The organism is Paenibacillus zanthoxyli JH29 (genome assembly GCF_000520715.1).
GTDB lineage: Bacteria > Bacillota > Bacilli > Paenibacillales > Paenibacillaceae > Paenibacillus_AQ > Paenibacillus_AQ zanthoxyli.
Genome location: NZ_ASSD01000062.1, coordinates 1 through 19,779 on the forward strand (window position 1 = coordinate 1; position 19,779 = coordinate 19,779).

The following is a 19,779-nucleotide window of genomic DNA, read 5'->3' on the forward strand; positions in this document are numbered from 1 at the left end:
CGTAGCCGGCAGCGGCAACGGCTCGCTGTCCACGGCCTCGGAAAAGGGCGCGGCGAGGGCAGTGAGCAAGGGAGTTGTGGTTGTCCGTTCTACACGTACGGGCAGCGGCGTCGTTACTCATTCCGCCAATGATGATAAGTCGGGCTTTGTCTCCTCCGATTCCTTGAATCCGCAGAAAGCCCGTATTCTATTGATGCTTGCTCTGACGAAATCCAAGAATCCGGCAGTGATCCAATCCTTCTTTGACGAATACTAATTTTGAATCTCTAAGCAGACGGGGCTATTCCAACAGTTATCGAAGATGATGACGGGTGGCCCCGTCCTTTTTTATGTGCAGGTGCAGCCAACGGTTCCATCAAAGACTTGTTCATACTGCTAAGATCACTCAAAGAAACAGAGGATGTCCTAATGGGATGTCCTCTATTTATTTAAGAAAACTTCAATATTGCAGACGTATATTTGGTTTATCCGTTAGAGAGAACACTTGGAGTGGAGGGACTTAAGATAGCGAAGATGAAGAAGAAGTGGGCAGTCTAACTTCAGTTCTACTCCTGAAATGGAAGCAGAACGGTGGTTTCAAATTGCTTATCTTTGGTTTCCGTTCTCATATACCCGCCATATTTTTCGGCAACTTTTTGAATATTCGATAGGCCAATTCCATGGAAAGCAGGGTTTTCTTTTAGGGTTCGCTCCTGATTCGGAGACACAGGGCGTGAATTGACAACGTGAATAGATAGAATATGGTTGTTAGAAGATATTTTCAAGTGGATGGATTTATTTTCAATTTCAGGGACGAGTTGAGCAGCTTCAATGGCATTATCCAGTATATTGCCGATAACGATGCATAAATCATAGCGGTCAACCCTGATATCCGCGTCTGCAACATGAATATCGTGCTTCATCGTAATGTGGTTATCGTTAGCACAATTTAGGGCATTGCTGACAAGAGCATTGATGACCAAACTCCCCGTAGTTACTCTTTGATAAGAAGTATTGACTTTATCCAAAGTTTGGTTGATATGTCGAATCGCCTCTTCGTATTCATTTTCCCGGATACAAGTCCGAATATATACCAATTGTTTGTTTGTATCATGAATGATTCGCTTAATATTTTTGAAAGACTGCAATGTCTCTTCGTAAGTGTTATTCTGTTCAACCATCTGCTTCTGTAATTGATGATTCTCATCTGCGAGTCTGAATCTTTCGATCATTCTGTCAAATAGGAAAATGGTAAGAAGATTGATAAACAATATACCGATGACAGATAAGATATAATAGAGATTTTTCTCCATGTAAAATAACAATGTATTCAAAATAAATAAGCTAATCAAAATAATCAAGATTATAACGAAATAATGCCCATTGTGGATTTTGTAATCATGGCCCCGTTTGATAAACCTGATGATCTGGCTGAAGAAAAGCATAATGAAATTAGACAGAAGCAAGATGAGCACACGAGTCCCAAGCTCTGATAGATGGTCTGCTTCCGGTACCAAACCGAACCTCCGGATCAAGAAGCAAGAAAGAGACTCCGCAATGAGCCCCAGGGTCAGAAATAGAGTGGAAAAGATCAACCGGAATTCCAATCGGACCGGGTATAGACGCGCAATAAGGTAGGCGCTGCCGATAAATAAGATGCTAGTAACAATTACGGGATACAAAAAGGCGGATGATGCGAATTGAATCCCTCCTACCAGTAAGTAGCTGGCAAAAATGGTCTTTTTGCTCACATTTGGTGCGTTGAACAGAACGGAAAAGTAACGATTTAACAAAGCCAGTTGTAACAAGGTTGTTCCGATAAACAATCCGTAGTACATGGCGGTCATCCTCGTTCCTTGAAATGTGCAGCCATATAAAGGGCATAAGCATCTTTGATACTTTTTGCCCGTGAGCGCCCAAGCGGAAATTGGTCTTGATTGGACATCACTACAGAAACAGAGGTGAACTTGCGGATATGCTCCAGATTAATGATGACGGAACGGTGAATCAACAAAAATAAATCACCCAGCGAGTTTAAGAACTCCGTCAGTGTGCCTGTTATTGTGTACTGCTGCTGTGAAGTGATGACCTTCAGTTTGTTTTGAACAAGCGAATGCTTTATTTTGAGAATGGCAATGATATCAGAGCTTCTTAGAATGATCTGCTCTTTTTTAGTTTTAACACAGAGAAAGCGAGTAACAGAGGAAAGGATATAGTCGCAAACTTTTACCATCTTTGTAGAAAACAACTCATAGGAAATGGGTTTGATTAGGTATTGAAAGGTCTGAACATCAAAGCTGTCCATCAAATACTCCGGATAACTTGTCAGAAATATGATATGTACGTCACGATCAGGAAGGGAACGAATACTCCTAGCGGTTTCAATTCCGTTCATTCCACTCATCTCCACATCCAGAAAGAGGACATGAAAAGCATAAGGGCCCTTATCTTTGTAATATTGAAGCAGCTTCTCCCCTGATGAAAAGCAACGGATATTAAATGTATAAGGTGTTTGTGCGGAAAACTGTGTAAAGAAATGCTGCAGCTGCGCATGCATCTCTACTTCATCATCACAGACCCCGACATGGAACATGGCTCCCTCTCCTCTCGAAATACAAAATTATATTAAATATAGATTATTTTACCTATCCGGCGAAACTGATAATATGACATAAATAACAAATCTTGTACTATCGAAGAGCAGCAATAGCTGGGAATCCGTTGATCTCTTACATGAACCCACGATAAAATGCAGTTCACATGGTTTTTTATACAATTTACATGAAAAATATTCCATTATTCTAGATTTTGGGATATAGTAACTACAGGGGATATGATAGTGATAGAAAACATTGTGAATAGAATTACATACTTACTGACACTAATTAAGTTGTTTCTTCTATGCCATTTTCATACGAGTGACTGAATGGATAGAATGGACATACAACCAAATTCTGTAAGGAGGATTCATAGTGAAAAAAGGCTCCAAGGTATTTATCGGATTTTTGATGGTGTCTACGTTGTTGTCGGGTGCCGCTTTTGCTAGTACTCAGAGTTTCTCATTCTCACTGAGCCCAGGTCAACTTGATTACACTGGTTATTATTCAAAAGCGGATAGTGAAGCAAAAGCATATGTCACCACCTCAAGTGGAAATCTTCTTGCAGGCTCTGACAAACTTTGGTATAAAGTAAGGAATTCGGCTAATACCGTATACACCGAAGCAAAATGGATTGATACGTATGGAACGATTACTTTGAATTATCTGCAATCCGTTTCAGCAGGCGGTTCGTATCGTCTGAATGCTCAACAGGATTCAACTGCTCCTTACAGTGTTAGCGTAAGCGGTAGATGGACTCCGTAAAAAAGGAGCCGAAGTCAAGCTGGTGTACTCGTCACCAGCTTGACTTTCCTTGTGTTAGACTCTCATTAAAGAGGAAGTGGAATAAAATGTTTAAGGGAAGATTTTGGGTGATGATAGCTGTACTTATGCTTGTATGTTCAGCATGTTCGACAACCGAAAAGGTGGAATCTAATCGTAACAGTGCGGAGAATAGCAGCGGTGCCCCCACACCATCCAGCACGGGTAATATCAGCAGTACAACCAAAATTTATAAGGCAGCATTGGCAGACAATCTCAAGGCAGATGCAAGCATGGAAATACCGGATGTGAAGGATATACCGATCTTGCAGGTTGCGGAGAATGGGTTTGATGAGAATCATTTGCTTGATGTATTTTTAGGATCGAAAGATGCACAGGTGAAAAATAATGATGGGGAAACCGACTATACCTTAAACGGCAAGACGCTTAAAGTTTTTAAAGATTCAGGTTCCTTTAATTTAATTACACCTGCCGGTGATTACATTAACTCGATAATAGATAACATGAATGGCGGAATTGATACTGCATTTGAATCAAAAGAACTGGATTTTATGACGATTTCAAAAGCTACAGAACAGGTTGCCGGCATCTTCAACCAACTTCATATCACGCCTCATCTGCCTCCAAAGGTATATACATTGGATTACGCCACTCTCCAGAGAGAACAGGATACATTAATCCAGGATCAAGATTTCAAATATTTTGTTGATCTGGGTAAAATAAAACTCAAAGAGAAATGGAATAAAGAGGATGAAGCCTATTATATGGTTTTTAGAATAGATATTCATGGTATTCCATGTACTCCAACCGGATATACTCTGCAGAGTTCGGAGGTCGAGGTCCCAGGTAGTGAAGTAAGAGTGATTGTCTCCAAAAATGGGATCGAGTCCTTTGATATTGAGGGATCCATTTATAAAGAGCTGAATGCCAAAGCAAATCCCTCTTTCTTGATTTCATTGGAACAAGCGTTGGATTCTTTAAAGAAAAAATTCGACACTATCATCCTTAAGGATGAACTGACAGTCCGTAACATTTCCATAATGTATGTGCCTCAAATCACAAGCTCCAATGTAGACCCCAAAACAGGAGTCCTGCTTAACAAAAAATTGGAAATGATTCCGGCCTGGTGTTTTAATATTGAACAAAAGTATACGAAAGGCGGCAAAGTCAATACCGGATCCATCGTGGTAAATATCAACGCCGTCACAGGTGAGGAAATTCTCTGATTGATAGGGGTAGTATCTTATGAAGCAAACATTCCAAATGCTTTCAACGGATTTAAAACGGGCCTTTGGTTCTATTGGTTTTCTTATTGCGGCAGCCGGCATCTGGATCGTTTATTATTCAGGTGCCAGAACGGAAATGCTTCATGCACCCGATGTATTATTGTTATTTAAATATTCTGCCGGAGCCAGTGGTATTAACACAATACAAATATTACTTTGCGTTTTACCGTATACCACAAGTTTTTGCAGTGACTGGAATAGTAAATATATTATGCCGGTTGTCATTCGAAGCGGTACATACAGGTATGCTTGGAGCAAAATCATATCCTGTGCGTTGTCTTCCGGAGCTTCTATAGCTTTGGGGATTTTATTATTTATTCTTCCATTTACGCTGCGGATTCCCCTGGTATCTGCTGAAGCAGGGAACTTTGAGGCGTTTGCAACTCGAACCCTGGGAGGGGAGCTTTTACAAAATGACCATTATATTGCGTACTTTGCCATTTACATTTACTTGGCTTTCTTGTCAGGAGCTTTCTGGTCTGTTGTGGGCCTTTGTGCATCCGCGTATATTTCGAATAAATTTGTAGCATTATTTACACCCTTTATCGGTTTGTACGTGCTTAGTTTAATTACATATCAATTTCCACCCTATCTGCAATTGAATAAAGTAACCAATGGAGATTTTAGAATTGGCAGCACTTCCGCAAGCTTGATTTATGCTACGCTATTGATCGTGGCACTTCTAGCTGTAGTTGGATTCTTTTTTGTTAAAACGGTTAAGAAGAGGTTATCCAATGAATAGTATACCTAATTACTTTTCTATATCAGGAAACAATATACGCAGGTGGTTTACAAATCCCCGTATTTATATTCTTATTGCATTATTACTAATCCTTATGTGGACGTATTTAGGTCCAATATTATTTTTTTCAAAGGGTATAGGGTATAGGGTTGCTCCATGGGTGTTTCCGTTTATATCCAACTTCTCATATACACAAAGATTCATGATGTTGGGAATTGTATTTCTCTTTTGTGATGCGCCCTTTGTAAATGAAGGACAGCCTTATCTTCTGATAAGAAGCGGACGCACCCATTGGGCGCTGGGTCAGATCCTATACATCATGCTGGCTACGGCTATCTATTTTTTATTCTTGGCCGTTATCAGCATACTGATGCTTACTCCAAATCTATTTTTAAGTACAGACTGGGGAAAATTATTAGGTACTCTCGCTCAGACCAGTGTTGGCCAAGACTTTAATGTCCACTTGCCTATTAGCTATAAAATACAGACAATGTATACGCCTGTTCAAGCTTTTAGTCTAAGTCTCCTGCTGGACTGGTGTGCCGGAACCCTATTAGGTCTTACCATATTTATAACTAATATCTATCTCAATCGGGCAATCGGGGCTATCCTGGCATCGGCCATTATCTTGTTGGATGTAGCCGTTTATAATAACTTCACTGATTATGCCTATCATTTTTCACCGGTATCCATGGCGCGTTTGGCTGTCCTTGATCCGAGCGGCATGTCACTGAGGCCAACCTTTTTATATGCTTGTATTTTCTTTATGGCAGCCATTATTGTATTGAGTATTATTGCGGTTTTATCCGTACATAAACGCGAGATTGAGATTTCTCCGCAAATTTGATTGGAAGAAGGATGGGATAAATTATGGAGTTGGCCATTCGCATAAATGATGTTTGTAAGGTCTATAAGAACAACTCCGTTTTAAATCATGTATCGGTTAATTTTGAGAAAAATAAGATACATGGTTTGGTGGGTCGAAACGGTTCTGGTAAAACGATGCTTCTAAAATGTATTTGCGGATTTACTTCAGTAACATCCGGAGAAATTATTGTAAATGGAAAATATATTGGCAAGGATATTGATATTCCTGAAAAAGTAGGGATCATTATAGAATCTCCGGGCTTTTTGCCCCATTATAACGGTTATAAAAATTTAAAGTTTTTGGCGGATATTAATAAACTTATTTCAAAAGATGAGGTTAAGGCAGCCATAGAACGTGTCGGACTAGATCCCGATAGCAAAAAATGGGTAAGCAAATATTCTCTAGGGATGAGGCAAAGGCTGGGTATTGCACAGGCTATCATGGAACGTCCCTCTATCCTATTGCTGGATGAACCAATGAACGGCATTGATAAACATGGTGTTACGGAAATTCGTGAACTGTTGCTGCAGTTGCGCAATGAAGGAATAACCATTCTTCTGGCCAGTCATAGCTCAGAGGATATCGATGTACTTTGCGATACGGTATGCGAAATGGATCAAGGGAAACTTAAAGTGATTCGTTGAATATAAAAGAAGCCTGTCCCTTGTCCAGGATGGGCTTCTGCTAAACGCAGGCCCCGCGAGCCGCTTGGAGAGCGGTGATTTCCGCACTTTATCAACGTCCTCTTGCACCGCTATGTTTACGAACAGCAGCAACGATCAACAAGATAATGGGAACCACGATATAGAGCGGGAAAAAGATATAAGGTATGGATATGCTCCAGCCAAGATTGATATGCTGTGTGTAATTAGACGCAATGATAAGGGACATCGCCAGAATAATCATGCCCCATGGAATAAGAATGGAATGATAGGATTCCAATTTGAACAGCTGCGCAGTTCCGAGCACGGTACCATACATAAACGCCCCTAGTTTAAAAAACCCCCCCAGTACCATCAACAGAATCGCAAGCGCATCCAGATTCATAATAAAATCCCCCAGACTTACCATGCCTATAGCGGTATACAGAGGAAATTCCGTTTCTTCAAGAACCTTAGGACCCAATACGGCAATGAGTCCCAGCATATTTAAGGATAGTATGATGCCAGAGGCAAGAACCGCAATCATCCCCGCTTTTTTGATGCTGCTGCGGTCATTCGAATTGAGGGTAAACATCATGAACAGCAGCGTTTGGCCGAACGGAAATACGATAAGGAAGGGGAATACCGCGCTCAATACCGGTCTTAACCCTTTCGAGAACACGGGTTGTACATATTCAAAATGATGGATTTGGGAAGCAAAGATAAGAATCCACCCCAGGATAAGGGAAAGAAAGGCAACTGGAAACAAGATTTCCCCCAAACGCGCGAGTGCTTCCAGCCCGCCGCGCAAGCAGTAGACGACACTGAGGATGAACCCTGCCATAACCACTAGGATCGGCGTATCCGTTAAGATCGTCTGCACGATGAGTTCCCCAAAGTCTCGTAATACCCGTGAAGACTCATAGGCAAAATTCAGTATATAAATAAGTGACAGCGGATATCCGATCCATTTTCCAACAATCTCGGGAATCATCTGGACAAGCGTTCGGTTTGGATAATATTCGCTTAGCTTGGTGTAGACCCACATTAACCCAAGTCCGCCGAGCATCGCAGCCAAGATCGCCAGCCATTCATCCTGCTTGGCCTGCATACGTAACCCGAAGAGCACCGTAGTCCCGATTTCAAACAAAAAGATGATGGAAATGAGCTGCCACCTGCTAATCTTCTCCTGTGCCATGTAATGTCCCTCCCCGCGGAAAATAATAAACCCAGTATTTGCAGTTGAGGTAAAAATAAACATTTCATGAAGCGGTTATTTAAACCGCTATTAGGAAAATATTCTAAGTATGCTTTGGATATTGGAGGGACAATCATGCTTGACCGTGGAAAGATTAGTGCTGGGCAGGCTGGGGCTTTGATGTTTACGTTCCTAGAGGGAGGCGTCGCTGTAATCGTTCCGGCTAGTGCCACTTCTTTTGCCAAACAGGACGGTTGGCTTACTATCATTTTTGCCGCCTTGGTTGGAATAGTGGTTGTTCTTCTATTTACCAATTTGGGGCTTTTATTTCCGAAGCAGAGCATCATCCAGTACAGCGAAATCATTTTAGGAAAATGGTTTGGGAAAATAGTCGGTCTTCTGTACGTGCTGTACACGTTTTATTTGGGGTCGCTTGTGATCGGGGGTTTTCGCGATTATGTGACGACAACCGCACTGCCGCGTACACCGCCAATTGTCGTAAGCGGACCGCTGCTCTTCGTAATCGCTTATGCGGTTTGGGGAGGGATTGAAACGCTTGGGCGGGTCAATCAATTGATTTTGCCTTTTCGTGAACTAATCGTCATGCTCACTATCTTTTTGCTTGTAACGGAATTCAAATGGGACAATCTGACTCCGTTTATGGGACAAGGAATCGTTCCTGTTATGAAAGGCTCGATCTCGGTGGCTTCGCTTCCATTTGGCGAGACCATTCTGTTTGCGATGCTGCTGCCCAATATCAGCAATATTCAGAAAGTGAAGAGGTACTATATCGTAGCTGTTGTATTTGGCGGCATGCTCCTGACGATAGCCGTGCTGATCTCTATTCTCGTGTTGGGTCCGGCGATCGCTGCCAGACTAAATTATCCCACTCACGAAATTATCAAGTACATCGAAAAGTTGGGTTTCTTAACGGACATGGATATACTTGGCGTGCTGATATGGATAACGTCAGGCTTTATGAAGATAGCCATCTGCTATTACTGCACCGTAGTCGGGTTAGCTCAGTGGTGCAGGCTTTCGGATTACCGCTCCATCGTCATTCCTGTGGGTATTCTGCTCTTTATTTTCTCCATCGTTGCTTATGGAACGATCATGGACGATGCTGTATTCGCATCCACCATCTGGCCGTTCTTCTCCTTTCCTTTCGTCATCCTATTTCCTCTGCTGATGCTGATTATTGCCAAGATCAGGCGTCTGGGTGGCAGGAAGCAGAAGGGATAAGCGAAATGGATGATGTAAAATCAGGATTTTGGAGAGCATATGGGTAGAGGCTTCCGTAGAAAGGGTGAAATAGAAATGGAGCACGGGACACCGCCAAATAACGAGATGATAAGCGGGAAAATAACACAGGACATACAATTGCTTAAAGCGATATTTGACCGGTCAATCGATATCGTATTCCGGGAATTTCAGTTAGGCGATGTTCAAACTGCAATGCTTATTTTCCTGGACGGAATGGTTAACACCATCATTATAGATTCGGATATCATGCGGCCTCTGCTCGAGTATGGTGAAACCATGCTGCAGAAGTCCAGGCTTTCACCGAACGGACTTGAGAGCCTGCTCCAGAATCAGGTCATTACCGCAGCGCAAGTCAGCTCTGGCGAGCGGATTCAGGAGGTCGTTGACCATGTTCTGAGCGGAGATACGGTGCTGCTTATTGATGGTGTGAACAAAGCCCTGTTCATCAGCGCGAAGGGCTGGGGGAAGCGGGCGGTTGAGGAGCCGGCTACAGAAGCGGTCATTCGCGGTTCAAGGGAAGGATTTACGGAACATCTGCTGACTAACATAACCCTCATTCGCCGTAGGTTGAGAACTCCGAAGTTGAAGATAGAAGGATTGCAGTTGGGGCAATTATCAAAGACCGATGTCGCGATTGCGTACCTGGAAGGGATCGCGGACGATGCTATCGTCGAGGAAGTCAGGAAACGAGTGAACCGGATCGATATCGACGCCATTTTGGAGAGCGGCTATGTGGAGGAGTTGATTGAGGACAACTCGTTCTCTATCTTTCCCCAGGTTAATTACACAGAGCGGCCCGACAAGATCGTGGCAAATCTGCTGGAAGGCAAGGTCGCAATACTCGTTGACAATACCCCCTTTGCGCTGATCGTGCCGGTCACTTTCTTTGAAATGATGCAGGCCAGCGAAGATTATTACCAAAGATATGTAATCTCGACGTTAATCCGGCTGCTCCGCTATCTATTTCTGATCATTGCACTGCTATTGCCCTCTCTCTACATCGCTCTGCTGACGTTCCATCAGGAGATGCTGCCAACGTCCCTGCTGCTCAGCGCTGCCGCTTCCCGGGAGGCGGTTCCGTTTCCGGCTCTTGTCGAAGCGCTGCTGATGGAAATCTCATTCGAGGCACTTCGGGAAGCAGGGGTGCGCCTGCCGCGTCCGGTCGGACAAGCGGTCAGCATCGTCGGGGCGCTCGTTATTGGCGAGGCTTCCGTAAGCGCCGGAATCGTGTCCGCGCCAATGGTCATTATCGTTTCCATTACGGGTATTGCGTCTTTCATTATTCCGAGCTATTCCCAGGCCATTACCATTCGGCTGCTTCGGTTTCCAATGATGTTTCTGGCCGGATCGCTCGGGCTGTATGGTGTGCTGCTCGGGGTGCTGTTCATTCTAATCCATATGACGCGCCTTCGTTCGTTCGGGGTTCCTTATTTATCGCCGATAGCTCCTCTGCATATAAGTGATTTGAAAGATGTTCTTGTGCGTGTGCCTTGGTGGGGTATGATCAAACGTTCGACTGAGGTCAGCAAGAACAATACTCGGCGCATAAAAGGAACAATACAGCCACGTCCCCCCAAGCGCGGCGGTTAGCCCTGTTTATGGAAGGAGGGTGATGATGAGAAAATTAGGGATTCTGCTGTTAATCATCGCGATGCTGCCGGTAACCGGCTGCTGGAGCCGGGTTGAATTAAATGATCTGTCGATTGTGACTGCGGCCGCTATTGACAAGAGGGACGACGGGAAGTATCTGTTAACGCTGCAGATTGCCGTTCCAAAGATGCTCGGACCGGATGGAGGCTCCGGAAAAAGCGGGGGCGGCGGGGGAGGTGGGGCTGGCGGCGGTGGAAATAAACCAACCGTTATCGTATCGGAAAAGGGAGAGACGATAATGGACGCTATGCGTAAGCTGCAAAAAAAGCTCCCCCGCAGATTGTTTTTCTCCCACAGCCGGATTATTGTGATCGGGGAGAAGCAGGCCCGGGAGGGGGTTGCGCCCGTACTTGATTTTTTTACCCGTTACCGGGAATCACGGCTGCGCAGTTTTATTCTAGTTAGTGAAGGAGAAGCGGCGAATATTTTGAGTCTCAATGCCAAATGGGAAAAGATTTCCGCCGAGGAGATCAGGGAAGAGGAGAAGCGTCATATCGGACTCCAGATCTACTTAAAAGACTTTATTCATATGCTGCTTACAGACGGGGTCGAGCCGGTTACGGCCCAGGTGATGCTACAACGCGCGGAGGTTGACGGCGGAGAGAACTCTTCCGAACAAGAGATGAACGCCGCTATTTCCGGGTCAGCTGTGTTCCGCAAAGACAAACTGGTCGGTTGGCTGGATGATGCGGAGACACGAGGGGTGCTGTGGCTGCGCAATGAATTGAAGACCGGTATTGTGACGGTGGATATTCCAGAGGATAAAGGGGGAGGGAAGATCAGCGCGATTTTATTTAATGCAACGACGAAAATTAAACCGGTTCTCAGGAATAACAAGCTCAAAATCAATGTGGAAACCCGTACGGAAAATATTCTGTTTGAGAATAGCTCCAAGCTGGATATTGGCAATCCGAAGGTCATTCAATATGTCGAACAAGAAATGGAACAAGCGACTAAAGAAAGAATAGAATCAACGCTCTACAAGGCACAAAAAACGTTCAATTCGGATATATTCGGGTTAGGCACCGCCGTATATCGGACCTACCCGAAAGCGTGGAACCGGAAGTATAAAGACAGATGGGATGATGAATTCTCCAGGGTGGAAGTGGACATTCATCCTCATGCCAAAGTGGTTCGCACAGGTCTGACGAACAAATCAATGATTATGGTGGAAGAGGAGCATAAATAAGGATGAAGATCATGGCGATTATACTCCTGTTTATCCTGCTGGCCGGCGTGGACTTTCCCCTATTGATTAAAAAGAGACAGAAAAAAGATGTGGTCGTTTATTCCGTGCTTATCCTAACGGGCTTAACGTTAAGCATTTTAGTTTCGTTTGATGTCCATCTGCCCAATCCAACTAAAGCCGTGGAATCGGTTCTGGAACCACTCGGTTCATTGTTGAAAACGGAGTGACTAGAGTGTGGGCGGCTAGTGAATCCTGGCTGAAATGGTCTTGACAACAAGAACCTTCAACCCCTGTTAAAAATAAGGGATTGAAGGTTCTTTAGGCGTGGCATCAGGCCCGCTATGCCAGACGAGAAGGGGATAGCGTCTTATTGCCGCAGGCAGCCGATCCTGTTACGCTCGAACTTCTTTAACTTCTTCCTGGCTGCCGGTTTTCTTTTTCTGAAGGCTTTGTTTGGCGTAATAGCAAATATAGCATAAGGCAACAAAGGGTATAGTGTAGAATAATGCCGCTCTTTGCGCCGGATCGAACACGATCAATACACAGGACAGGAAGCATAGAATGAATGCGGCAATAGGGACGACCGGATACAGCGGCGTTTTGAATTTTAAATCGTTCACATCATTTCCCGCTTTGAGGTAAGCCCGGCGGAACATAAATTGGGAAGCGGCGATGCCCATCCATACAATAACGACGGCCAAACCCGAAATGGAAACCAGGATAATATAAACTTGTTGAGCGGGGATCACACTGGAGATCAGAGACAGCACACCGCCTAAAGTCGTAAGAATCAGAGCGGGCATAGGGACGCCTTTTTTGTTTACCTTCCCGAAGACGCCCGAAATCATTTTTTCATTGGACAACGACCAGAGCATACGGGTGGCGGCATATAATCCGGAATTTGCGCAGGAGAGAATAGCCGTTAAGACAACAAAATTCATAATCGTTCCGGCATAAGGGATTCCTATGCTATTAAAAACCAGAACGAAGGGACTTTGATCGACTCCGGCTTCCTTCCAGGGAATTAGGGCCGAGATCACCGTAATACTGCCAATGAAAAAGATAATTAGCCGTATAAGGGTGGTATGGATGGTTTTGGGGATTACTTTTTCAGGGTCGGCCGTTTCGCCGGACGCCACTCCAATTAGTTCTGTGCCTGAAAATGCAAAGTTTACCGCGAGCATTGTCAAGAACACTGCACCAAATCCGTTCGGAAAGAGACCGTCTTTGACAAAATTGGTGAACAAGGGAGCTTCGCTGGTTCCAGACATCGGAATGATCCCGAATACGGCCAATCCCCCGATAACGATAAACAAGAGAATCGCGATGACTTTGATACTGGAGAACCAAAACTCGGTTTCCGCAAACAATCGGACGGAAAAAGCATTAAGGGCAAAAAGCAATACAACGAAGAATGCGCTCCATTCCCACACCGAGATGGATGGAAACCAGCCTTCCATGATTAAGCCGGCTGCCGTAAATTCAGAGCCGAGCGCCACGGTCCACGTTAACCAATAGAGCCATGCCATCGTAAACCCCGTCCCGGGACCAATAAACTTCGTGGCGTAGGTATGAAAGGAGCCGGTCACCGGCATCTTAACTACTAGTTCACCCAAGCAAAGCATGACCAGGTAGACGATAACAGAACCGATTAGGTAAGCAAGCAGCGTTCCTACCGGTCCGGCTTGATTGATGGTATAGCCCGAGCTTAGAAAAAGCCCTGTTCCAATCACACCCCCAAGTGAAATCATAAACAAATGCCTGCTTTTCATGGTCCGCTTCAATTGGTTGCCCGCTATATCCTTCGTCTCTAACATTCAATTGCCTCCTTTTTTAGCTGCACTAATAAAATACAATACATTTAATATTGTATATTGTATTTTTAAAAATATAGCACCTCTCTTATAATTGCACAATAAGTTTGTCAGAAAATCTAACAAAAAATCCTTTGTGACGTACTGGGCAACCTGTTAGAGTACTTATATTTCGCTGAAAAAAGGTGTTATACCAGATATTTTACTGAGCTTCACTAGCGAAACGTTATCTTTTATGACATATAAGTTCATTCTGTATCCTTTTGAAAAGAGGTTTACAAATCGTTTGTTATGATGGTAGGATTTAAAAAATACAATATACAATATACAATTCGAATGAATAGATACTCGGAGGCGACTTATATGAACCAGAACTTTAATACGATGTTGACCCGATTAGGAAATCACAACCCCATGTCATTATCCGTTCCGGAGACGATTCCGCTCACCTTGAGTTCGGTATTCGCTTTTGAGGATGTGGATAGTCTAAATCGAGTTTACGACGGCGAAGCGGAGGGCTTTATTTATTCCCGAATGACGAATCCCGTTCATGAAGCGCTAAAGGAGGTCATGCGTACCATTGACGGCGGAGAAGACGCGCTCGTGTTTTCTTCGGGAATGGCCGCCATTACTTCAACTCTAATCACCCATCTTAAAGCCGGCGACCATGTCCTGGCCTCTCAAGCCTTGTATGGCGAGACCTATGAGTTTCTCAAATATCAACTGAGTAAATTTAATATTGATGTAACTTTTATCAATTTTGATGATGAGGATATCGATCTGTATTTCACTCCCAATACCCGGCTGGTATACACAGAAACGATCTCCAACCCGTTAATGGCCGTGAACGACCTTCGAAAGCTGGCGGAAGTCGCTCATGAGTACGGGGCCAAATTGGTAGTGGATAATACTTTCGCTACGCCTGTGGTATGCCAACCGCTCGGGCTAGGAGCAGACATTGTTGTCTACAGCGCAACCAAGTATTTATGTGGACATGGAGATGTAACGGGGGGCATCGTCGTGTCCGATCAAGAGACCATTCGGGCCATAGACAAGGTGGGGACGCTTTACGGCGGCTGTATGAGTCCATTCGATGCCTGGATTCTTATTCGGAGCTTAAAAACATTGGAGCTGCGAATGAAGGAGCATTCCGGCAACGCTTTGAAATTAGCCGCTTTTTTTAACAGCCACTCCAAAATTAACAAGGTGTTTTATCCGGGGCTGGAATCATCACCCTTTTTCGACCGGGCGGGTTCTTTGTTTAACAACCAGTTATTTGGCGGCATGCTGACCATTGATTTAAAGGGAGAGACCGACAGCTATCGCACCTTCATTGACAACCTGGAGGGGATCAAATTTGTGCCTAGCTTGGCGGGTGTCAAAACCTCCGTCTGTTCACCGGCTATCACCTCGCATCGCAACTTGAATGATCAAGAGTTGAAAGAAGCGGGCATCGGGAAAAGCTTCATCCGGATTTCGACCGGTCTTGAACATATTGAAGATCTGATTGCTGAATTTGACAATGTCTTAAACCTTATCTAAGAGGGGAATTTCAAATATGAAAAAATACTGGGTTATTTTATTTCTCGTCATAGCGAATTTATTTTGGGGCGGGCATTATGTATTCGGCAAGTATGTGGTTGCAGAAATGGACCCTTTGCAAATTACATTTACCCGGTGGATCATCGCCGTTGCCCTTTTGTTTCCGATTGCGCAGCTCATTGAGCGTCCGGATTGGAGGAAGGTGTGGAAGCAGTGGAGGCACCTGCTGCTCATGGCCGTGTTCGGTATTATAGGGTATAACTTTTTCTTGTATACGGCCCTGCAATACACCTCTTCCTTGGAAGCCGCGATGATTAATTCTCTAAACCCGGCATTAATTGTGTTGTTTTCGGTGATTTTTTTGAAGGAAAAGCTGAATCTGGTAAACGTTGCGGGATTGTTTATCTCACTGCTTGGTGTCCTGCTCATTTTAACGAAAGGAAACTTACAGCAAATCTTTAGCATTGACTATAATCAAGGGGACCTGATTATGCTGTTTGTTATCCTGAATTGGACCCTGTATTCCATTTTGGGACGAAAAATGAAAGGGATTCCGCCCATTTCGGCAACGGCGGCGTCGGTATTGCTTGGCATCCTGTTATTGATTCCGTTTATGCTGTTCTATGGGATTCACCTTCCGCACAGCAAGCCTGCCATAATCGGGATACTCTATATCGGTATTTTGCCGTCCGTAGGATCCTTTGTGTTCTGGAATATAGCCATCAGCAAGGTGGGAGCCAGCCGTGCAGGGATCTATTTAAATTTAATTACCGTGTTTACGGCCATCATCAGCGCATTTCTGGGGCAATCGATTCCGTTCACTCAGGTGGTTGGAGGGCTGCTCGTTTTTCTGGGCGTCTATCTATCCAATAAAAGAAGGAAAAGCAGAGAACTCAAAGTGCAAGCGGAGGCTTTGGGCTGACAGGAAGGAAACCGATACAGCCATGGCATTACCATTGCATATATTATATATTGTATAATGAATGTATAACCGTATGTAGGGGGATAGCTATGACTAAGAGATATCAATCCTTGAAAGATCATGTCTATGATCACATCGCAACCGAAATTCAAAATGGCACATTACTTCCCAATCATAAAATAAATGAAGTCGCATTAAGTAAGAAACTGGAAGTCAGCCGCACCCCCGTCAGAGAAGCTTTGATCCAGCTTGCTTCAGATAATCTTCTTGAATATCTGCCCAGAAGGGGATTCATTGTTAAAGATTTGGATACTAAAAAGAAGCTGGATGTATTCAAAATTGTGAGTGTGCTGGATGCATTGGCGGCTACGCTCGCTTTAGAGCTAATTACGGAAGATGATATAGAAAAAATGGAAGACTTTGTTAAGATCATAGACCACTCTATTGCTGAAAAAAACTATTCCGACTATCAAAAATATCAAAAGAAATTCCATAATGTATATATTAGTAAAAGCAATAATTCTACGTTGACCGAAATGTTGGAGATGCTGCAAAACAGCTTCGTAAGACAGGTTTATTTAAGCGATGACGCGGATCGTCTGTTTGCCGTATCGGCGCAGCTCAATGAAGAACATAAAGAAATCATAAAGTGCTTTAAGAATAAAGATAAGCATAAGCTGGAGCAGCTGATTAGGAAGCATTGGGAAATTGAACATACGGATATGATATAGAGGTGAGCTTCAAATCGGGAGTCGTTCTGCTTCACTATGGAGTGGGGGGGAGCCGGCAAATGAAGAATGGATAGGTAGTGAAAATTCCTCCTTTACATCCTTAGCCGTTATTGATTATATTAATATTTAAAATATTAATATCAAAGGATTACTGGAGGAATGCAAAGGTGAGAAGAGCCACAGCAATGTTAATCGTATTTTGTATGGTAGTAATTAGCAGCTTCACCTATCATCCGTCGGCTGCCGCCGCGAAGAGTACTGTAAAGGCCCCAATCGCTATACAGGGAGCGCTAGATGTCGAAATCGAATCGCTGCTCAAAGCAATGGGCCAATACAAAACGCAAAAAGTCGGCATGTACAGCTACTACATAGGCAAAATTGACGGAATCCCGGTCGTAGTAAGCCGGACGGAGATGGGGATGGTCAATGCGGCCACATCGACAACGCTGCTTATTAACACCTTCCATCCGCGCGCGATCATTAACCAAGGGACAGCCGGAGGCCATGATGAGAAGACGCATCTGTACGACATTGTCGTCGGTAAAGAGCTGATCAATTATATCAACACGATCTCCCCGACCCGAAAAGCGGGAGAAGGCAGCAAGCCGGAAACGTGGAATATGATGACGACCGATGTGCGGGATGATGAAGACAACCTGATGAAATACAAAACGTTCAAAAGCACGCCGGAGCTGGTCGAAGCCGCGATGTCGGTACAGAACAAGTATGCGCATGGGCATGTGTACGCCGGGACGATCGGCAGCGCCGACCAATTCAATAATGAAGTGGACCGGATTCTGTGGACCAATGAAGTGCTTGGTATGATGGCGGAGGATATGGAGACAGCTTCCGTTGCTCAAGTGGCGAACGGCTTTCACGTTCCTTTCGTAGGCATCAGAGGGATGTCCGATGCAGGCAGACATGATGAGCACTGGAATCCTACAAGCGGCAGAAACGCCGGCATCTGGACAGGCGAATTTGTCGTTGAAGTTATTAAGGCGATCGACAAGCAAGTTAACTTCGCCACGATTACCCAAGTGAATGGCTTCAACCTCTATGTGAACGGCGTTAAACAGGATGTTTACATGCTGACTTACAAAGGGAAAGCCTTAATTCCAATCCGCAGTCTGGCGGGCGTGCTCTCCGGAACGAAGGCGTCCAGCGCAACCTTCAATCCGAAGACAAAGTCTATTACGTTCAAATATGATATGAAATCAGCGACTTTCAAAGCGGGAGACAGCTTCTTCCTCGATACCCAAGGAGTGAAGCAGCAGGTCGAGTCCCCAACGGTGGTCGTTAACGGCAAAACCTATGTGAGCCTGGATCTCGTCTCGAAAGCATTTGGACTAGAGACGAAAACCGAAGGCGTGGATTTATCGATCACGGCGCAATAAAATCGTGAAGAGGGGCGTTCATACCGGGCGCCTTGGAAAACAAAGCGTGAGACATACACTTGCTATCCCCTCTGCAAAGGTTCAAAATATAGATACTCAGTTTTGATATAAGAGGGGAGCACTGCCAATGGAGATAGGCATCAGCACATTTGTCGAGACGTCGCCGGATGTGCATACCGGAGAAGTAATGAGTCACGCGCAGCGGCTGCGCGAGGTCGTAGAAGAAATTGTGCTGGCCGATCAGGTGGGGCTGGATGTGTATGGTGTGGGCGAGCATCATCGTAAAGACTTTGCGGCGTCCTCGCCTGCGGTTGTGCTGGCTGCTGCGGCGGCGCAGACGAAGCGAATCCGGCTGACCAGCGCCGTTACAGTGCTGTCGTCCGATGATCCGGTGCGGGTGTTTCAGGATTTTGCCACGCTGGATGGCATCTCGGGCGGACGCGCGGAGATCATGGCGGGCCGGGGTTCTTTTATCGAGTCATTTCCCTTGTTTGGTTATGACCTGGATGAGTATGATGAGCTGTTCGATGAGAAGCTGGAGCTGCTGCTCAAGATCCGGGAGTCGGAACAAGTCACCTGGAAAGGCGGACACCGTCCGGCCATTCCGAATTTAGGCGTGTATCCGCGTCCGGTACAGAACCCTTTGCCGGTGTGGATTGGCAGCGGAGGAAATCAGGAGTCCGTGATCCGCGCCGGGCTGCTCGGACTGCCGCTGGTGCTGGCGATTATTGGGGGCCGCCCGCTTCAGTTCGCGCCGCTTGTAGAGCTATATAAGAGAGCGGCGGCCAAAGCCGGTCATGACGTCTCGCGTCTGCCTGTTGCCTCGCACTCGCACGGATTTATTGCGGAGGACACTGAGGCGGCGGAGGACATGTTTTTTCCTTCCACCCAAGCTGCGTTGAATGTGATCGGGCAGGAGCGGGGATGGGGACATTATGACCGTTCCAGCTTCGATGCCGCGCGCAGCCCTGAAGGGGCGCTGTATGTCGGCGATCCGGAGACGGTGGCGAGCAAGATCATTCATTTGCGAAAAAACGTAGGCATCACCCGCTTTTTCCTGCATACTCCGCTTGGGACAATGCCTCATGAGGATGTTATGCGGGCTATCAAGCTGCTGGGAACGGAGGTCGCGCCGCGGGTTCGGGAGGAAATCTCCCGGTGGGAAGCGGCGGGGGGGGCG

General features: G+C 45.2%; 18 protein-coding genes and 1 pseudogene. 15 read left to right on the forward strand and 4 right to left on the reverse strand.

Features of this window, described 5'->3' with window-relative positions:
• Positions 1–256: pseudogene (locus L691_RS32440) on the forward strand (L-asparaginase); the annotation flags it as partial.
• Positions 257–545: 289 nt separating this feature from the next.
• On the opposite strand, the gene L691_RS0102470 reads toward L691_RS32440, so the two are convergent.
• Entirely contained in the window at positions 546–1,817 is a 1,272-nt protein-coding gene (locus L691_RS0102470; RefSeq protein ID WP_025688560.1) for a sensor histidine kinase, read from the reverse strand.
• Between the two features lie 5 nt (positions 1,818–1,822).
• Positions 1,823–2,572: a LytR/AlgR family response regulator transcription factor gene (locus tag L691_RS0102475; RefSeq protein ID WP_025688561.1), complete on the reverse strand. Its 750-nt coding sequence runs from the start codon at positions 2,570–2,572 to the stop codon at positions 1,823–1,825.
• A gap of 379 nt (positions 2,573–2,951) precedes the next feature.
• Between L691_RS0102475 and L691_RS0102480 the strand changes: the two genes are divergently transcribed.
• From L691_RS0102480 to L691_RS0102500, 5 genes are all read left to right on the forward strand, one after another.
• A complete protein-coding gene (locus L691_RS0102480; RefSeq protein WP_025688563.1) occupies positions 2,952–3,341 on the forward strand; it encodes a hypothetical protein in 390 nt (129 codons plus the stop codon).
• 86 nt (positions 3,342–3,427) lie between these two features.
• A complete protein-coding gene (locus L691_RS0102485) occupies positions 3,428–4,585 on the forward strand; it encodes a hypothetical protein (RefSeq protein WP_025688564.1) in 1,158 nt (385 codons plus the stop codon).
• A gap of 19 nt (positions 4,586–4,604) precedes the next feature.
• Positions 4,605–5,387, forward strand: a complete 783-nt coding sequence (locus L691_RS0102490; RefSeq protein ID WP_025688565.1) for a hypothetical protein — start codon at positions 4,605–4,607, stop codon at positions 5,385–5,387.
• The gene (locus L691_RS0102495; protein ID WP_025688567.1) at positions 5,380–6,234 is read left to right on the forward strand and encodes a hypothetical protein; all 855 of its coding nucleotides are present in this window, start codon (positions 5,380–5,382) and stop codon (positions 6,232–6,234) included. Before L691_RS0102490 ends, L691_RS0102495 begins: the two co-directional genes overlap by 8 nt.
• 23 nt (positions 6,235–6,257) lie before the next feature.
• Positions 6,258–6,899 carry an ATP-binding cassette domain-containing protein gene (locus L691_RS0102500; protein ID WP_025688569.1) on the forward strand — a complete coding sequence of 214 codons (642 nt, stop codon included), beginning with the start codon at positions 6,258–6,260 and terminating at the stop codon, positions 6,897–6,899.
• Between the two features lie 91 nt (positions 6,900–6,990).
• Here the strand turns inward: L691_RS0102500 and L691_RS0102505 are convergent, their stop codons facing one another.
• The gene (locus L691_RS0102505; RefSeq protein WP_025688570.1) at positions 6,991–8,094 is read right to left on the reverse strand and encodes a GerAB/ArcD/ProY family transporter; all 1,104 of its coding nucleotides are present in this window, start codon (positions 8,092–8,094) and stop codon (positions 6,991–6,993) included.
• A gap of 135 nt (positions 8,095–8,229) precedes the next feature.
• Between L691_RS0102505 and L691_RS0102510 the strand changes: the two genes are divergently transcribed.
• From L691_RS0102510 to L691_RS0102525, 4 genes are all read left to right on the forward strand, one after another.
• On the forward strand, positions 8,230–9,336 hold the full coding sequence (locus tag L691_RS0102510) for a GerAB/ArcD/ProY family transporter (protein ID WP_025688571.1): 1,107 nt from the start codon (positions 8,230–8,232) through the stop codon (positions 9,334–9,336).
• Positions 9,337–9,411: 75 nt separating this feature from the next.
• Entirely contained in the window at positions 9,412–10,947 is a 1,536-nt protein-coding gene (locus tag L691_RS0102515; protein WP_232229073.1) for a spore germination protein, read from the forward strand.
• 22 nt (positions 10,948–10,969) lie between these two features.
• The gene (locus L691_RS30450) at positions 10,970–12,196 is read left to right on the forward strand and encodes a Ger(x)C family spore germination protein (protein WP_025688575.1); all 1,227 of its coding nucleotides are present in this window, start codon (positions 10,970–10,972) and stop codon (positions 12,194–12,196) included.
• A 2-nt stretch (positions 12,197–12,198) separates the two neighbouring features.
• Complete coding sequence (locus L691_RS0102525) at positions 12,199–12,423, forward strand: hypothetical protein (RefSeq protein ID WP_025688576.1); 225 nt, start codon at positions 12,199–12,201, stop codon at positions 12,421–12,423.
• A gap of 165 nt (positions 12,424–12,588) precedes the next feature.
• On the opposite strand, the gene L691_RS0102530 is transcribed toward L691_RS0102525, so the two are convergent.
• Positions 12,589–14,013 (reverse strand): amino acid permease, encoded by a 1,425-nt coding sequence (locus tag L691_RS0102530; RefSeq protein ID WP_025688577.1) that lies wholly within the window; start codon positions 14,011–14,013, stop codon positions 12,589–12,591.
• 360 nt (positions 14,014–14,373) lie between these two features.
• Here L691_RS0102530 and L691_RS0102535 point away from each other — a divergent pair, with 360 nt between their 5' ends.
• The 5 genes from L691_RS0102535 to L691_RS0102555 all read left to right on the forward strand — a co-directional run.
• Positions 14,374–15,552, forward strand: a complete 1,179-nt coding sequence (locus tag L691_RS0102535) for a trans-sulfuration enzyme family protein (RefSeq protein ID WP_025688579.1) — start codon at positions 14,374–14,376, stop codon at positions 15,550–15,552.
• 16 nt (positions 15,553–15,568) lie between these two features.
• Positions 15,569–16,474, forward strand: coding sequence for a DMT family transporter (locus L691_RS0102540; RefSeq protein WP_025688581.1), 906 nt, complete (start codon positions 15,569–15,571; stop codon positions 16,472–16,474).
• A gap of 89 nt (positions 16,475–16,563) precedes the next feature.
• Complete coding sequence (locus tag L691_RS0102545) at positions 16,564–17,205, forward strand: GntR family transcriptional regulator (RefSeq protein ID WP_025688583.1); 642 nt, start codon at positions 16,564–16,566, stop codon at positions 17,203–17,205.
• A gap of 167 nt (positions 17,206–17,372) precedes the next feature.
• Complete coding sequence (locus L691_RS27615) at positions 17,373–18,599, forward strand: phosphorylase family protein (RefSeq protein WP_156934134.1); 1,227 nt, start codon at positions 17,373–17,375, stop codon at positions 18,597–18,599.
• Between the two features lie 127 nt (positions 18,600–18,726).
• A partial coding sequence (locus L691_RS0102555) for an LLM class flavin-dependent oxidoreductase (RefSeq protein ID WP_025688587.1) occupies positions 18,727–19,779 on the forward strand: 1,053 nt, incomplete at its 3' end.

What these genes read in the sequence shown, in the direction of transcription:
- L691_RS0102470 (WP_025688560.1), bottom strand. Translation starts at nt 1,817, where the DNA reads ATGTACTACGGATTGTTTATCGGAACAACCTTGTTACAACTGGCTTTG.
- L691_RS0102475 (WP_025688561.1), bottom strand. Translation starts at nt 2,572, where the DNA reads ATGTTCCATGTCGGGGTCTGTGATGATGAAGTAGAGATGCATGCGCAG.
- L691_RS0102485 (WP_025688564.1), top strand. Translation starts at nt 3,428, where the DNA reads ATGTTTAAGGGAAGATTTTGGGTGATGATAGCTGTACTTATGCTTGTA.
- L691_RS0102490 (WP_025688565.1), top strand. Translation starts at nt 4,605, where the DNA reads ATGAAGCAAACATTCCAAATGCTTTCAACGGATTTAAAACGGGCCTTT.
- L691_RS0102495 (WP_025688567.1), top strand. Translation starts at nt 5,380, where the DNA reads ATGAATAGTATACCTAATTACTTTTCTATATCAGGAAACAATATACGC.
- L691_RS0102500 (WP_025688569.1), top strand. Translation starts at nt 6,258, where the DNA reads ATGGAGTTGGCCATTCGCATAAATGATGTTTGTAAGGTCTATAAGAAC.
- L691_RS0102505 (WP_025688570.1), bottom strand. Translation starts at nt 8,094, where the DNA reads ATGGCACAGGAGAAGATTAGCAGGTGGCAGCTCATTTCCATCATCTTT.
- L691_RS0102510 (WP_025688571.1), top strand. Translation starts at nt 8,230, where the DNA reads ATGCTTGACCGTGGAAAGATTAGTGCTGGGCAGGCTGGGGCTTTGATG.
- L691_RS0102515 (WP_232229073.1), top strand. Translation starts at nt 9,412, where the DNA reads ATGGAGCACGGGACACCGCCAAATAACGAGATGATAAGCGGGAAAATA.
- L691_RS30450 (WP_025688575.1), top strand. Translation starts at nt 10,970, where the DNA reads ATGATGAGAAAATTAGGGATTCTGCTGTTAATCATCGCGATGCTGCCG.
- L691_RS0102525 (WP_025688576.1), top strand. Translation starts at nt 12,199, where the DNA reads ATGAAGATCATGGCGATTATACTCCTGTTTATCCTGCTGGCCGGCGTG.
- L691_RS0102530 (WP_025688577.1), bottom strand. Translation starts at nt 14,013, where the DNA reads ATGTTAGAGACGAAGGATATAGCGGGCAACCAATTGAAGCGGACCATG.
- L691_RS0102535 (WP_025688579.1), top strand. Translation starts at nt 14,374, where the DNA reads ATGAACCAGAACTTTAATACGATGTTGACCCGATTAGGAAATCACAAC.
- L691_RS0102540 (WP_025688581.1), top strand. Translation starts at nt 15,569, where the DNA reads ATGAAAAAATACTGGGTTATTTTATTTCTCGTCATAGCGAATTTATTT.
- L691_RS0102545 (WP_025688583.1), top strand. Translation starts at nt 16,564, where the DNA reads ATGACTAAGAGATATCAATCCTTGAAAGATCATGTCTATGATCACATC.